Origin of the sequence: Aquibacillus sediminis, from assembly GCF_005870085.1 — a bacterium.
Lineage (GTDB): Bacteria > Bacillota > Bacilli > Bacillales > Amphibacillaceae > Aquibacillus_E > Aquibacillus_E sediminis.
Map to the genome: position 1 here is coordinate 14136 of NZ_SZNM01000025.1, position 16660 is coordinate 30795.

The 16660-nt window shown below is 36.9% G+C and carries 15 protein-coding genes; 1 reads left to right on the forward strand and 14 read right to left on the reverse strand.

Features of this window, described 5'->3' with window-relative positions; all coding sequences use genetic code 11:
* Positions 1-30: 30 nt before the first annotated feature.
* Positions 31-405, reverse strand: coding sequence for a RidA family protein (locus tag FCI53_RS17425; protein ID WP_138420322.1), 375 nt, complete (start codon positions 403-405; stop codon positions 31-33).
* A gap of 112 nt (positions 406-517) precedes the next feature.
* Here FCI53_RS17425 and FCI53_RS17430 point away from each other — a divergent pair, with 112 nt between their 5' ends.
* A complete protein-coding gene (locus FCI53_RS17430; protein ID WP_138420323.1) occupies positions 518-919 on the forward strand; it encodes a secondary thiamine-phosphate synthase enzyme YjbQ in 402 nt (133 codons plus the stop codon).
* 319 nt (positions 920-1238) lie between these two features.
* Here the strand turns inward: FCI53_RS17430 and FCI53_RS17435 are convergent, their stop codons facing one another.
* The 13 genes from FCI53_RS17435 to FCI53_RS17495 form a co-directional block, all read right to left on the reverse strand.
* A complete protein-coding gene (locus tag FCI53_RS17435; protein WP_138420324.1) occupies positions 1239-1976 on the reverse strand; it encodes an NAD-dependent protein deacylase in 738 nt (245 codons plus the stop codon).
* A 71-nt stretch (positions 1977-2047) separates the two neighbouring features.
* Complete coding sequence (locus FCI53_RS17440; protein ID WP_138420325.1) at positions 2048-3217, reverse strand: sn-glycerol-1-phosphate dehydrogenase; 1170 nt, start codon at positions 3215-3217, stop codon at positions 2048-2050.
* Positions 3218-3278: 61 nt separating this feature from the next.
* Entirely contained in the window at positions 3279-3908 is a 630-nt protein-coding gene (locus FCI53_RS17445) for a YesL family protein (RefSeq protein ID WP_138420326.1), read from the reverse strand.
* A 32-nt stretch (positions 3909-3940) separates the two neighbouring features.
* Entirely contained in the window at positions 3941-4780 is an 840-nt protein-coding gene (locus tag FCI53_RS17450; RefSeq protein ID WP_138420327.1) for a carbohydrate ABC transporter permease, read from the reverse strand.
* Entirely contained in the window at positions 4781-5728 is a 948-nt protein-coding gene (locus tag FCI53_RS17455) for a carbohydrate ABC transporter permease (RefSeq protein ID WP_138420328.1), read from the reverse strand.
* Positions 5729-5795: 67 nt separating this feature from the next.
* A complete protein-coding gene (locus FCI53_RS17460; protein WP_138420329.1) occupies positions 5796-7127 on the reverse strand; it encodes an ABC transporter substrate-binding protein in 1332 nt (443 codons plus the stop codon).
* 71 nt (positions 7128-7198) lie between these two features.
* A complete protein-coding gene (gene arfA, locus FCI53_RS17465) occupies positions 7199-8707 on the reverse strand; it encodes an arabinosylfuranosidase ArfA (RefSeq protein ID WP_138420330.1) in 1509 nt (502 codons plus the stop codon).
* A 338-nt stretch (positions 8708-9045) separates the two neighbouring features.
* The gene (locus tag FCI53_RS17470) at positions 9046-10170 is read right to left on the reverse strand and encodes a GntR family transcriptional regulator (protein WP_138420331.1); all 1125 of its coding nucleotides are present in this window, start codon (positions 10168-10170) and stop codon (positions 9046-9048) included.
* Positions 10171-10279: 109 nt separating this feature from the next.
* Entirely contained in the window at positions 10280-11764 is a 1485-nt protein-coding gene (gene araA, locus FCI53_RS17475) for an L-arabinose isomerase (RefSeq protein ID WP_138420332.1), read from the reverse strand.
* A gap of 13 nt (positions 11765-11777) precedes the next feature.
* Entirely contained in the window at positions 11778-13469 is a 1692-nt protein-coding gene (locus FCI53_RS17480; protein ID WP_138420333.1) for a ribulokinase, read from the reverse strand.
* A gap of 12 nt (positions 13470-13481) precedes the next feature.
* Positions 13482-14174 (reverse strand): L-ribulose-5-phosphate 4-epimerase, encoded by a 693-nt coding sequence (gene araD, locus FCI53_RS17485; RefSeq protein WP_138420334.1) that lies wholly within the window; start codon positions 14172-14174, stop codon positions 13482-13484.
* A 1021-nt stretch (positions 14175-15195) separates the two neighbouring features.
* On the reverse strand, positions 15196-15537 hold the full coding sequence (locus FCI53_RS17490) for a YckD family protein (RefSeq protein ID WP_138420335.1): 342 nt from the start codon (positions 15535-15537) through the stop codon (positions 15196-15198).
* Between the two features lie 60 nt (positions 15538-15597).
* Entirely contained in the window at positions 15598-16611 is a 1014-nt protein-coding gene (locus tag FCI53_RS17495) for an NADPH:quinone oxidoreductase family protein (RefSeq protein WP_171038222.1), read from the reverse strand.
* Positions 16612-16660 lie beyond the last annotated feature (49 nt).

The window sequence follows — 16660 nt, forward strand, 5'->3', positions numbered from 1 at the left end:
AATGCTTATAGAACTTGAGGTATACCAACACTAACGCTTGGCAATAACATCCATTTCGATATTAACTCCTTTAGGTAAACGACTCACTTCAACTGTCGCTCTAGCTGGATATGGCTCGGTTAAGTAGGCAGAATAAACTTGGTTTACCGTTGCAAAGTCATCCATATTGGTAATATAAATGGTAAATTTGACTACATCAGTAAATGTTATACTTGCTTCATGAAGAATAGCTTCAATATTCTTCATTACTTGTGCGGTTTGATCTTCAATGCCTGAAGCGATTTCACCAGTTTCTGGATTAATTGGAATTTGCCCAGAAACAAATACTAAATCACCTAAGTCAATCGCTTGTGAATATGGACCAATTGCTTGTGGCGCTTTTTTGGTTTGAATTGCCTTCGCCATAGATATCCACCCTTTCAATATGTAAGAATATTTAATCAACTCTATTAATTTTAACATACTATCGGATTTTTAGTAGAATATATTTAAAATATATTTTGAAAGGATGCTTTTAATGAAAAAAATGTTTCCATTACAAACACATTCTCACTCACAAATGATCGAGATTACGGATCAACTTGAAAACTGGATTTCAGAAACAGGCGTTCAAGAGGGGATATTGGTTGTCTCCTCCATGCATACGACTGCAGGCATAACGGTTAATGAAAATGCCGATCCAGATGTCAAAACAGATATGTTACGACGATTCGATGAGGTTTATCCATGGGATCACGCAAAAGATAAGCATATGGAAGGAAACACAGCGTCACATATGAAAACGAGCACAGTCGGCCATGCACAAACATTGATCATTTCCAAAGGTCGATTAATGCTAGGAACTTGGCAGGGAGTCTACTTTTGTGAGTTTGATGGGCCTAGACACAGAAAGTATGTAGCAAAAATAATGGAAGGGTAACTATCAGCGTGAGAATCAGTAGACAAGGCATAACGGTTCTATATTCCGCTACTTCGTGAAAAAGGGGCTAAAGACAGATCCATCCGGTTCATTCCGTTATTTGGCACTAAACAGGGCTAAACAACTTAAAAATTGATACATAACGGAATAAGGAACCGCTTCATCCCTCAGGAAGGATACTTTTATAATGAAATAGCGGAATGAGAGCCCGCTTCCTTAACTTCCTTAGACAAAGAGCTTCCAGATTCCGCTATTTCATAAAAACTGACCAAGTAGTAATGACTGCTTAGCTTACATACTAGGACAATGAATACTCCATTCAAAAAACAATATCTTCTAGTTTATGAATGGTCTCTGTTAGATCAGCATGAATGACATAATCAAACAAACCATCTGCTGCTGTAGGTTCACGATTAATAATTACCATTGGCATTTTTAGGTGACTAGCATAATTAGGCAAAAGGCTAAACGGCGTAACAGTAAGGGAAGTTCCTAACACAAGTAACATTTGACTTGAGTCAATAACCGCCTCAGCTTCTGTATGCTTAGTGATTGGGTCTCCAAACAACACAATATTTGGTTTCAGTACATCTCCACAACCTGACTGATTACAATATGGAACCGCCTCTTTCATCACATAGTCTAAATCGTAAACAGTACCGCAACTCGGACAAATTGCCGTATTTAAGTTGCCGTGATACTCTATCACACGACTACTGCCTGCTTCGCGGTGTAATCCATCGACATTTTGTGTCACAATAGATAGTTTCTTTCCCTCATTCTCTAGTTCTTTAAGAAAATAATGTACGCGATTCGGTTGATAGTCTTTCAACAATTTTATTTGAAATATATCTTTATACTTCACCCAAAAATCTTCTGGATTTGTAAAAAAGTACTCCCGTGACATATAATATTCTCGGGAATGATCTTGTGACCAAATTCCTTTTGTTGAACGAAAATCCGGGATCCCACTTGCTGTTGAAACACCAGCACCTGTTAAGACAACAATGTTGTTTGCTTGTTTTATTTTCTGCGTGAGTTCACGTAGTTGTTCCAATTGCTATCACTCCTTCATGGATAACATATCTTTAGTATTGTTTCCATGTCAAAGCATCTGAACCCCCTTCGTTACACTTGATTCATTAAAAACAATCCTGTACATCTTGGTCTTAAATGATGGGCTTCATGCAAACTCTCTTCTAATAGACTGTTCGGTATACCTAACTCTTCAGTTGTCGTCGGACCACCAACTGTCGCTAATAGCTTCCTAATTTGCTGTGACGATGGAAGTTCATCAATAAGTTCCTTTATTTCATCACCATAACGAGACCATTCCTGTTGAAATTTCGAGTGAACGGCCACCTGATTATTCTGTAATTGCTGTTTCCATTCCTTGTAACGATCAGATAAAATGGCTGTTGCAACTCCTACCTTGGCGCCATGGAGCAATTGGACTTTGTCTTGTTTTAACAACTCCATTTCCCAATAATGGGAAAGATGATGCTCACCACCTGAAGCAGGCTTTGAGTGATTCAGTATTAACATTACTAAACCAGAGTCAATTAAAGCTTCCATCAACACTTGCATTCCTTTATCATCACCACTTGCAATCAAATCTACATGTTCTACACAAGTATCTAATGCATTTCGTGTGATGGATGCTGCCAACTGATTATAAGGCTCGTTGCCAATACATTCAGATATCTTCCAATCTAGTAATGATGTATATTTTCCCAAAATATCCCCAAACCCTGCTGCAGTCATCTCCTTTGGCGCCTCTTTAATAATATCTATATCTGCGAACACAGCAATCGGTGCCGTTGTTTGAATCGTTTGTTTAAACCCTCTCAAAATTAACGGCGCACCTTTCGATGTAAATCCATCAACAGAGGCTGCAGTTGGTACCGATATAAAAGGAATTTTCATTTTATGGGCTGCAAATCGAACAATATCATGAATCGTACCAGAGCCTACCGCTATTAACACATCTGTATCACTTGGCACTTCTACCAATAATTGGACAATAGCTTGTTCATCAGCTAGGACTTGGTTGTGTTTATTTGGGTGTAAAAGTAACTTACTAACTTTTTCCACTTTAGTAGTTAAAGATGAATTCATACCTTCCCCTAATATTAAGTTCGTGTTTTTATCACATACAATTGTTACATTATTAAATTGTCTATAGTTAATATAATCAGCTATATTTTCTAAAACGTCTTTTTTTACAACTATTTTGGCTAGACTCATTTGCAATAATTGATGCTGTTTTAGTAACTTACTAATTTCTTTTGTCATCATTTACTTCAATCCCTATTTATCATAGATATAAAAAGGACATATAATATGTAATATGCCCTCATTAGATTGATACATTTTTATTATTATCAATTTTATTAAAAACTTGTATTGAAACATACATAATCCCCAATGTAATTAGACTAAAAGAAAAGAATGGTATAATTCCTGGAAACTTTAGGGAAAAGTAGATTACTAACATTAGAATTATACCATTGGCTAGAGTATAATGAATTTTTGTTAAACCTATAATTAGTGCATTTTTAATTTGTTGCAACCAAGATGTTTGATAATGCACTAATAACGGGAAGATCCAAATAACAATAATTGTGTAAAAGAAAAGAATAAAGTAAAAGGCAAACGGTACAACAAACGAAAATTCACCTGCTGATAGTCCTATTAATCGATAATTAACATATAATACTATCCCTATTATCGTTAATAACCAACCAACCATATTAGATACATAAAATTCTTGACGGTAAACACGCTTAAACACCTGCCAAATTTTTATGTCGTGTTCTCCCCTTAACCATTTTCTACAAATACCTAATGCCGCTATCGTTGCAGGAAATACCCCTCCTATTAATAACCCAAATAAGGAGAATACAATCCATAAGATATTAACAGTTGCAACACGTGTAAACCACCTTAAAATTAAATCTAATGATGATACAGTTTGTTTGCCATTCATTTTTGTTTCACCTTCTCAATTCTTTTTCTAACTTACCCTTTAACTCCACCAACTGAAAGCCCTGATATGAAATAACGTTGGAAAAAAATAAATAGTATTATTATTGGAATAATCGTCATTACTGAACCTGAAATTAATATATCATAGTTATTTCCGTATGGCGTGAGTAATGATGCTAATCCAATAGGTAAAGTAAACATATCATTTGATCTAAGTACTAGTAATGGCCATAAGAAGTTGTTCCAACTAGCTAGCCCTTGCAAAATTGCCATTGCTGCAAAAGATGGCAACATAAGTGGCATCATTATTTTAAAGAATATTCCATACTCTGTTGTCCCATCTATTCTAGCAGCATCCATTAGTTCCTTAGGAAGCCCAAGTGCATATTGTCTAAAAAAGAATACTGCAATAGGAGCCACAATTAACGGAAGCATTACAGCTAGATAAGTGTCCATTAACCGTAAGTCAATAAATAGCTGGAACAATGGTAACATTAGTATTTCAAACGGAACCATAATAATAAATAATACTAGTAGAAATATAAAATTGTTACCTTTAAAATCATACACAGCAAGTGAATAACCGACCATTGATGAGAAAAATAATGATAAAACTATGGTTAATGATGATATAATTAAACTATTTCCATACCATTGCCAGTATTCGCTAGCTTGGGTGAAAATATATGTATAATTTTCAACCGTTAGTTCGCTTAAACTAAATGTTAGGCTTATACCGTTTCGCATTAAATCAGATGCTGGCCTAAATGAAGAGACTAACAAACTGAGGATCGGGAATAATGCGATAAACGAAATGAACACAAACGAGAGATTAATTGTCCATTTTAGCGCAGTTTGTTTTTTTGATTTCATCTATTCATCTCCCCTTTTAAATGCTCCGGTTAGTAGAAGTTGTACAAAGCTAATTACAAATATTATAAGTATTAAAACAACTCCAACAGCTGCACCAAATCCCATATCATTTTGCTGAATACCTTGTTGATACATGTAACCAACTACAGTTAACCCAATGTTACCTGGTGAATTGGTTTCCCAGAAGACATAACTTTCTTCAAACATTCTAAAGCCATTTATAATAGAAATAGTGGATACAAATATAACAATCGGCTTTAAGTGCGGTAATGTTACATACAAAAACTTTTGAATTACATTAGCTCCATCGATATCCGCAGCTTCATATAGCTCTTTAGGAACATTTTGTAAAGCTGCTAAGAAGTATAAAACATTTACTCCCATCCATCTCCATGAGCAAAGCAAAACCATTAATAACATAGCTGACCATGAATTATAACGCCAATCAACTGGTTCAAACCCAAAAAATGTTACGACCTGATTGGCTACCGCTACTTCAGATTCGCCAAATACCATTCTAAATATAGTACCAGCCACGATAATAGATGCTAGAGAAGGTATAAATAATGATGCTCTAAAAAAAGTTTTAAACCGGACTAATTTAGAGTCTAAAAAAACAGATAGAATAATTGGTACTATTACTAAAATTAAAACTGTTAAGATCACATAAATAGTTGTGTTAGATAGCGCTTTATAAAATGTTGGATTAAGTATTCTTTCATAATTCTGCCATCCAATAAATGTTGTCTGTCCAGGTAATACTTTCTGAAAGCTCATTACAAAAGCTTGCACAGCAGGGATAAATGTAAGAAGTAAAAATGAAATAACAAAGGGTAATATAAAAACGTAAGGTACTACTTTTTTTGAATTTAGAAAGTTCAGCATTCTTTTTAACCGTGAACTTTCTCTATTTACCTCTACATTTGTTTTTGTAGGTGTTTCTAACATAATTTCCCTCCTCAACTGTGAATTCAAGGACAGGCATCACGCCTATCCTCAAATTCATTCCTATTGACTATTGCATTTGGCCTTTTAAAGTTTCTGCTGTTTCTTTTAGCGCATCTTCTGGTTCTCTGTTATCTTCGCGAATTACACCATGCAATACATTCGCACCAAGCTCTTCAAGCACATCTGGTGTATATTCTGTCATATTCACACCAGAAATATCATCACGGATATCTAGTAAAATATCAAATATATCATCATGGAAATATTCATAAAACTCGTTATCTGCTCTCACTTCTGGGTCGTCCCAAACGTCCCATCTTGGAGGGTCAAAACCTAATTGTTTCCATAACTGAATATTACCTTCCTCTGATAGCTTTGTGAAACTCAAAAACTCCTTAGCTAGTTCAACATCAGCTGATTGACTAGTAACAGCGGTACCTGTTCCTCCCATTGCAACTGACCTTATATCAGAATCTGACCATACTGGCATTGGGCGAATCTGAATTTTTCCATTTAAGTCTGGCATATATTCAGTAAAGTCTTTCATATAATACATCGGTACCGTCATTGAAGCAGCCCCACCGTCATTCATAAAGCCATAGAATTCTTCAGTGTGGAAGTCAGCCCCTGGCGGTACTACTGCAATCTCGTGTTCATTAACCATTTCATCAATAAATTTCAATGTTTCAATATTATCCTCATTTGCAAGTGTCAACTCACCATTATCATCAAAAAAACCTGAACCTTTTTGACTTATATAAGGCCAGAATCCATACCAGTTAGTAGGTATTACTGACATTGGCTTTCCAGTGCTTTCAAGAACTTGTTTACCAGCTTCTACATAGTCATCCCAAGTATCAATTGAATCAATATCAACTCCAGCTTCATCCATAATATCCATGTTATAATAAACTACTGTTGCCCCTAGATGTGTTGGTGCACCATAATACTGATCCTCTTTACTATACATATCTAACCTTTCAGTAACAAAGTTATCTATTATTGGATCAAGTTGATCATTCAAGGATTCAAGTTGTATATCTCCTTGTAAGAAATTAGGGAATTTAGCAATTTCTATATCAACCAAGTCCGGAGCCCCTTCTCCTGATTGAAGCGCTAACAATAAATTGTTATGCATTTGATCAAATGGGTACGTTTCAGATATTAACTTAATAGCACGATCCGGATTTTCTTCATTCCATCTTTCAGCTGCATCATTAAAGAATTCAGCATGTGTACCAGCAAATGTCCAAAATGTTAATTCTGTTGCATCCTCAATATCTGATCCAGCTTCGAGGGTTTCATCCGCACTTCCTCCAGATGATTCCTCTCCGCCTCCACACGCAGCTAATAATCCTAGTAAAAAAATAACCATACCAAGTAATAAGATTTTTTTCATTAGTTCTCCTCCTTAGCCTTTTTATCTTAAAAATAATTAAATAGCTATTCAGTAGTTTTTAAGTGGTCATTTTACCTTTTCAAACGCAAAACATTCCATGATGTCTTTGACAAATTCACTTCTAAGTGTCCATTTTCTAATTTAGAATCACCATTCGTATGCGGGGCAACAACTTGCTCGGCTGGAGTATTTACAGCCTTCAGATCATCATTTTCTAAAACAATATGTTCTATTAAACGATAACCTTCAAAACTTCTTATATCCGCTGAAAGACTGATAGATTCTTCTAAATGTTTGTTTACTATAAATAGCGTAACTTCTTCATTCTCTTCATTATAGACTGCTGCGCAATCTACATAAGGGACATCAGTATAATCTTTACTATCATACTTCGGTGATGACAGTACTGGCTCTAACGATACCCCACGCCCAAATACAGAAGCATGCATATATGGGTAATAAATAGTTTGTTTCCAAGAACGACCATTATTTTCAGTCATAATTGGAGCTATTACATTCACTAACTGAGCGAGACATGCCATTTTCACACGATCAGCATGTTTCAAGAAAGTAATTAACATGCTCCCCACTAGTAAAGCATCCTCAAAATTATAATGGTCTTCTAGTTGAGGAGGAGCAATAGACCAAGGTTCAATTTTCTTATCCGCATCATTCGAATGATACCAAACATTCCATTCATCAAAACTTAAATTAATTGTTTTCTTACTACGGTGTTTAGCTTTTATGTAATCACATGTTGAAATAACTGTTTTAATAAAATGATCCATATCTATATTTTTAGCCAAATAGTTTGCAGGATCATTTTCTTGGTTCCCATAGTACTGATGCAATGAAATGTAATCGACTTCATTATACGTATGGTCCAATACAGTTGCTTCCCATTCTGGAAATGTTGGCATTCCCGAACCTGAACTTCCACAAGCAACCAACTCAATAGTCGGATCTACTAAACGCATTGCTTTAGCTGTTTCTCTAGCAATTCTCCCATATTCAGTTGCAGTTTTTTGGCCAACCTGCCAATCGCCATCCATTTCATTTCCTAAGCACCAAGTCTTAATATTATGTGGCTGATTATACCCATGCGACTTCCTTAAATCACTCCAGTAGGTTCCACCTGGAAGATTACAATATTCAATAAAATTCCTAGCCGCATCGATACCTCTAGTACCTAAATTAACCGCCATCATGATGTTAGAATTAACTTTTTTTGTCCAATCAAAGAATTCATTTGTTCCTATTTGGTTCGTTTCAATAGTTCGCCATGCCAACTCCGTTCGACGAGGTCGGTCTTCCTTCGGCCCAACTCCATCCTCCCATCTGTAACCTGAAACAAAATTCCCACCCGGATAACGGATAATTGGAACTTGAAGGTCTCTTACCAACTTCATAACATCTTTGCGAAATCCTTGATCATCAGCTTCTGAGTGACTTGGCTCATAAACACCACCATACACCGCTCTTCCTAGATGTTCGATAAAGGAACCATAGATGCGTTCATCTATGTTAGCGATCTTATATTCCTTATCAAGTACTAAATTTGCTTTTAATCTGTCAGACACATTATTACCTCTCTTCCATTTTGTACTTACTCTTCGATAACACCCCCTTTTTCACTAGGTAAGCAAATTACACTTCAGGAGATGTTGGCAAGCGCTTACATATATAGGATGATAGTAGCTTATACCTTCTTCAACGCAACATATTTACAGCGCTTAATTTTAATACACATTGACCAACAGGTTCGTACAAGTTGGTATGTTTAAATTATATAATATGTAAGTACATATTTCAATACAATTATTGGATAATACCATAAATTTATTACTTTTTTCCATATGCTTGTGGTTTAACTAATGAGTAAACCACAAACACAATATCCAAACTCACGTCATACTATTTATTCCTGAATAAAATCACTTTTTAACTCCTTAGTAGAACTTCTCTTAACAAGTTTTGGTTCAAACTCTACTGAACCCACTTTTTCTTTAGAATTGTTTGTTTCACCATTAACTTTCACTAAATCTAAAATAAGCTCAGCAGCCTTTCTCCCTAGTTTGTCCTGTGGGTGTTCGATCGTCGTAAGCTTCACTTCTGATACCTCCGCAAGAAATGAATTATCATATCCTACAATTGAAATATCTGAGGGAACAGATAACCTTTTCTCACGTATTACATCTAAAAGTGCAATAGCGAGTTCATCATTATAACAAACAATTGCAGATGGTCTATTATCTGACATTGATAAAATTCTATCAAACTCTTTTATTGTTTTAGTCTGCTTCTCCTCAGTCGTATATGTTACAATATTATTAGGGTTAATTGGTACATTAGAATCCCTATGAGCTTTTAGATACCCTTTCATCCTTTTAGTCCCCTGCATATCATCCGTTTTAAAAAAGCCCATTATATTTTTGTGCCCCAATTCTATAAGATGTTCTGTCTGTATGTATCCTCCTTTTTCATCGTTAAGTACGATGTGTAGTGGTTCAAGTTCGTCATAAAATGCGTTAATCATAATATAAGGAATACCATTTTGCTCCATGTTAAGATAATAGTTAATATTAGGATTGGACATAGAACTTTTCGTTGGTTCCACAATTACACCATCAAATTGTTGCGTAAGTATCTTTTCTAAAAATTTCCTCTCATTTTCATGATCATTATTAGTACTAAATAAACTCACATGGTACCCTTGTTCACTTAAATAGGATTCTGCTCCTCTAATAATAGAGGGAAAGATGTAATCAGATATATACGTCGAGATAATCGCTATGTTTTTTTGAGTGTTTACGGGCACCGTATCAGCTTTTGAACGATCGGCACAAAATGTCCCTGCCCCTTGCTCCCTGTATAACCACCCCTGATTTACTAGTTCACCAATGGCTAGTCTCACTGTATGGCGGCTGACACTGAATTGTTTCATCAATTCACTTTCAGAACTTATTTTTTGGTTTGGCTGAAATGTTCCATCCAATATCTTTGATTTTATCGCTTGTTTAACCGTATTATATTTTGTCTCCATATATTTACACCTCTACGCTTCTTATTCGTACAAGTAGCATATCATATTTAAAAATAAATGTAGAGGTTTAGCATTAAACCTCTACATTATTACAAGTACTAGCTAGGCCTTACTTCCAAACCAACTCATTCCACTTCAATTCATTCCTAAATTGTCTTACATTGGTATCCTTATCAATAACAACACATTCTATTTGTGTCATATCAGCAAAATCTAATAACTGTTCTGTTGTGACATCAAACGAGAATACAGTGTGATGTGCGCCACCTGCATAGATCCATGATTCGGTCGCTTCACTTAGTGAAGGCTCTGGTTTCCAAAGTACCTTTGCTACCGGTAGATTTGGTGTGTCAATTTGTGGCTGTTCTGCTTTCACTTCATTGATTACGAGACGGAATCTTCCACCTAGTTCAACTAGTGAAACATTGACAGCATCCCCACCACGCCCATCGAATACAAGTCGAGCAGGATCTTCTCGGTCACCCATACTTAATGGGTTTACGACAATTTTAGGCTTTGTTGCTGAAACCGTCGGACAAATTTCAAGCATATGGGAACCTAGAATCATTTCATTTCCTGGTTCTAGGTGGTACGTATAATCTTCCATGAATGAAGTCCCTTGGTTACCAGAAATAACTTTCATCAAGCGAAGTAAGGCAGCTGTACGCCAGTCCCCTTCACCAGCAAAACCATATCCTTCTGCCATTAAACGTTGTGCAGCTAAGCCTGGTAACTGCTTCATACCATGTAAATCTTCAAAGTTGGTCGTAAAGGCATTATAGTTACGTTTTGATAAAAAGGCTTTTAACCCTAATTCAATACGCGCCTGTTCCATGATTGAGTCTCTAATTGGGCCTGGTTCAGATGCCTCTGCAGGTAACTCATATAACTCACTATATTCTTTATATAGGTCAGTAACTTGTTGTTCTGTTATTTCTTCCATTTCTTCCACTAAATCACCGATACCATAGTAATCAACAGTCCAACCAAATTTAATTTGCGCTTCGACTTTATCCCCATCGGTAACAGCAACATTACGCATGTTATCACCAAAACGAGCTACTCGGATATTTGTACCTTCCGTATAGGCGACAGCTGTTTTCATCCAACCTGCAACTCGACCTGCTACTTCTGGATTTTCCCAGTAACCAACCACAACTTTTCTTGGTATATTCATGCGTGTACCAATAAAGCCATACTCCCGATCTCCATGGGCAGACTGGTTCAGGTTCATAAAGTCCATATCAATCTTATCCCACGGGATATCACGATTATATTGCGTGTGTAAATGTAGTAACGGCTTTTGTAAAGCTGTTAAACCTGAAATCCACATCTTTGCAGGTGAAAAGGTGTGCATCCAAGTAATTAAACCAGCACAGTTTTCATCTGCATTAGCCTGCAAAGCCAACTTACGAATATCCGCAGCAGTTGTTAACACAGCTTTAAATACAATTTGGTGTGGAAGGTCTCCCTTGGCATTCATGCCTTCTACTAATTCCTTTGAATGTGCTTCAACCTCTTTTAACGCATCTTCTCCGTACAAGTGTTGACTTCCTGTAACAAACCAAAATTCATAAGGTTTCACTTTTAACATGATGGTTCCTCCTCTAGTTAATATCTGCTTCGACTTTTGTTCCTTCTGTACGAATTGCTTTTAATCGTTTCATGACATCGTTTTCTCCACGACCAAAATAGTCATGTAATCTTGAATATTCTTGGTAAAGTTTTTCATAGATTTCTACATTTTCTGGAATTGGTTCAATAACTTCGTCTTTAATTCGAGCCATTTGCTCAGATGCATCAACAATAGTATCAAACCCACCTTTGTCTGCTCCTGCCGCTACAGCGCCAAACATAGCCGCACCAAGCGCTGGTGTTTGTTTAGAGTCTGCGATGCGAATTCTTCTGTTCGTTACATCTGCATAGATTTGCATTAACAACTGGTTCTTTTGCGGTAAGCCACCACATGCATACAATTCATCAACAAACACACCATTACCATGGAACGCATCGACAATTTTTCTTGTACCAAATGCAGTTGCTTCTAATAATGCCCGGTATATTTCCTCTGGTTTCGTCTGTAAAGTTGCACCTAGTAATAACCCGCTTAATTCTGTATCCACTAACACAGAGCGATTTCCATTCCACCAGTCTAATGCTAGTAAACCTGATTCTCCTGGTTTATAACCCTTAGCTTGTTTTTCTAACCATTGGTGAACATTAATTCCTTCTTGTGCAGCAGCCTCTTTTACATATGCTGGAACCGCTTGATCCACATACCAAGCAAAGATATCCCCAACAGCTGATTGTCCTGCCTCATACCCGTAAAAACCTGGGATAATACCATCTTCAACAACACCACACATACCTTCAACTTGTTTCTCCTCTGATCCTAGTACCATATGACAAATAGATGTACCCATCGCCATTACTAGTTTCCCTGAAGAGGTAACGCCCATAGCAGGTACAGCCGCATGCGCATCAACGTTCCCTACAGCTATTGCAGTTCCTGTATTTAAGCCCGTTAGTTTCGCCATCTCATCTGTTAATTCTCCAGCTTTTGTACCTAATGGTAGTACATCACCACGTAATTTCGTTTCTGTTAGATTTTCTAAACGAGGGTCTAATGATTTAAAGAAATCATTACTCGGGTACCCGTCTCGCTTATGCCAAACTGCTTTGTACCCAGCCGTACAACTATTGCGAACAAGATTGTCTGTCATTTGCGAAATAACCCAATCTGTAGCCTCCACAAACTTATCTGTTGCTTCATACACTTCAGGTGCTTCATCAAGAATTTGCCACACTTTAGCAATCATCCACTCAGAGGAAATTTTTCCACCATACCGAGGTAAGAACTCTTCGCCTCTTTTTTCTGCGATTTCATTAATAAGATTTGCTTCATCTTGGGCTGCATGGTGCTTCCACAATTTCACCCAGCTGTGTGGATTTTCCTTCCATTTATCTTCAAACGAAAGCGGTAATCCGTTTTCATCGACAGGAAGCATGGTACATGCTGTGAAATCAATCCCTACACCAATTACATCACTTGGATCTATGCTTGATTCTTCTAAAACAGCAGGAATAGATTGTTTTAACACTTCTAAATAATCATTAGGATGTTGGAGTGCCCATTCAAAGTCTAATTCCACTCCTGACTCTGGTAACTTTTCATCCATAACACCGTGTGGGTATGGCGTAACATGATCTGCCACTTCAGCGCCATCTGCAAGTGATACTAATACTGCACGACCTGATTCTGTTCCATAATCAACACCTATTGCATATTTTTTCGTCATCCTAATACCTCCTTAATTGTTTTGACCATAATAGGCATTTGCGCCATGTTTTCTTAAATAATGTTTATCTAGTAATGCTTGATCCATTGGTGGTGTGTCTGGATTAAGTTGATAAGCACGATATGCCATCTTTGCAACTTCTTCTAACACCACAGCATTGTGTACTGCTTCATTCGGATCTTTCCCCCAATTAAACGGAGCATGGCTATGAACCAATACACTGGGGACTTGAGAAGGATCAAGCTCTTTAAATGTTTCCACAATCACATTTCCTGTTTCCAACTCATATTCCCCTTGAATTTCTTGTTCTGTCATTCGTCGTGTACATGGAACAGTTCCATAAAAGTAATCAGCTTGTGTTGTTCCTAAAGCTGGTATTCCTTTACCTGCTTGCGCCCAACTTGTTGCCCATGGGGAGTGCGTATGTACAACTCCTCCAATATTAGGAAATTTTTTATAGAGTACTAGATGTGTTGGAGTGTCTGACGAAGGTTTTAAATCTCCTTCTACTACATTCCCATCTAAATCCAAAACGACAAGGTCTTCTTTTTTCAAATCCTCATACGGGACTCCACTAGGCTTAATAACCATTAAACCGCTCTTTTCATCGAAACCGCTTACATTGCCCCAAGTAAACGTCACTAAATGATGTTTAGGTAGGGCAAGGTTTGCTTCTAACACCTGTTGTTTCAATTCATTCAACATTTGTATCCGCACCTTTCTTCATGTACCTTTTTATAACATCTTGTACGTATATTAATAACTTATTATTTTATATTAATGTAATTTGTACGTACAATCAACAGAAATATGTTTTTACTTGTTAAAAATAATAAATTTGTATGGTTTTTTGTTCGACAAGTATCGGTGGAATCTATTTATAAGTGACAAAATGAGGGAGAAAACCTAGTTGTAATTTGCTAGATTACAACTAAATTAGGAGAAATTTGTGAAGTAGTATGGAGTATGAAACCCAACCAAAAGTTGTTTCAAAACTTCATGTTACAAATTACATGTAAGCTGTATTATACGACATAAATTTAATTAAATTTGTGTTCCTTCTGCTGATTTTAATGTGTATTATACAATCGTTCCGGCAGAATACTACGCTTTCCATGGGCACGGCCTTAGCTAACTTGGTAATGAAGACCACTTTACCAAGTCGATCTTCGGCTCGTGCTGTTCCCATAGGACAAGGAAGGCTTCGGCAGCGATACTTCGCACGAAGAAAATCGGTCTTTATTTTCGAGGAGTCTCCGTATTCTGCCTCCACTAGATTAGGTTTTGTGATTAGTGGTAGATGTAATACGCAATAAATTCAAAAGTAGTAAATTTATTGCAGTATTGTGTTACAACATTCAATTAACAATAAAAAGGTACATTTTATTGTTTTTATTAAGTAATACTCTATAAAACTTCAAAGTACTTGAAAAGCGGAGGAAATACACGGAGACTCCTACGGGAGGAAAGGCCTAGAAGAGACCCCGCAGCGAGGGACGAGCGAGGAGGCTCATCAGCCGCCCGTGGAAAGCGTAGTGTATTTCCGCAGCGATTTATTAGCACTAAACTTATATAGGATGGTAGTGCTACTACACATAATACAGCTTATGTGTACTAACAACATTTTTTAGGAAACAGCCCAAAACAAAAAGCTGTCCATACAAGTATGAGTAACCAATACAATCTTGGAAATTGTTCATACTGTAGACAGCTTTAGTGTGTTATCTTAATCGTGCTTATGTTTCCCTTTATGTTTCTTATCCCATTTTGGGACAAACTCATCTTCTTTTAATTTTTCATAAAACTCATCTAAGTGTGCTTTCATTTTTTCTGCTTTATCTTCGTCAATAACACCGAATTCCTCGTACTTATTGATGATCCCTTTTCTTCGATTAATGACATCTTGGTAAAGTGCCTCCAATTCTGTCTTTTGTTGTTCGGTCAATTCGACATCATTAAAATAGGACTTATGATCTTGTTCTTCCTCAGCATTAACCTGCATGCTGCCCACTCCAACTACTGTTGCCATCAATGCTACGGTTAACAGAGTTTTTATCAAGTTTCGCATCACAATGCTCCTTTCCAATTATTTGTTTTTACTTTTTACAATTGGAAAGATTTATATACGTCAAAAATTGTTTTTATCGCCTTTGATAGCTACAACCATTCGCCCTTGTGCATTTCCAGCCAAAATAGTTTGAAGTGCTTGAGATAATTCATTAAAAGGTACTTTTGTTGAAATAAAATCTGACAACCCATCAGGTTTTAAGTCTGTAGCCATCCGTTTCCATAGCTCTGCTCGTATTGTCATAGGGCAGTATACAGAATCTACCCCTAATAAACTTACACCTCTCAAAATAAATGGAAATACTGCTGTTGGCACCTTTGTTCCACCTGTTAGACCACTTACCGCAACAGCACCACCGTAGTTTAGTTTACTAAGAATAGCAGCCAATGTATCGCCACCAACAGGATCAACTGCTGCAGCCCATTGTTGTTTGTCAAGCGCTCGTATTTTTTCGTTATAAACATCTTCCCTTGAAATAACCTCACTAGCACCAAGTTGTTTTAAATAATCATGTGCTGATGTTTTACCGGTACTAGCTACTACCTCATATCCTCGTTTACTTAACATCGCGACAGCTATACTACCTACCCCACCAGTTGCGCCTGTTACTAGTACCTTTCCATCTTCAGGGGTTAAGCCATTTTCCTCTAAACGATGGACTGATAACGCTGCGGTAAACCCTGCAGTCCCGTAGACCATCGCTTCTTCTAATGTTAAACCTGTTGGTAACGGGACAATCCAGTCTGCTGGGACGCTTGCATACTCACTATAGCCACCATAATGTGTAACCCCAATTTCATAACTTGTTGCAATCACTTTGTCACCAGCTTTAAATCGATTATCTTTTGATTCGATGACTACACCCGCTAAATCAATTCCTGGTACAAACGGGTATTGTTTTACAATCGTACTGTTTGGTACACTTGCAAGCCCGTCTTTATAGTTGACACTTGAATAATACACCTCAATTAATACCTCAGAATCAGGTAAATCTTGAATCGACACCTCGTCCAATTTTGCTGTGAAATGCTCCTCTGTTTGATTTACTACAAACGCTTTAAATGAACCTATCATAGTTATGTACCCCTTCCATTATTTAGAGTCACGTAGCACCGAGACCAGT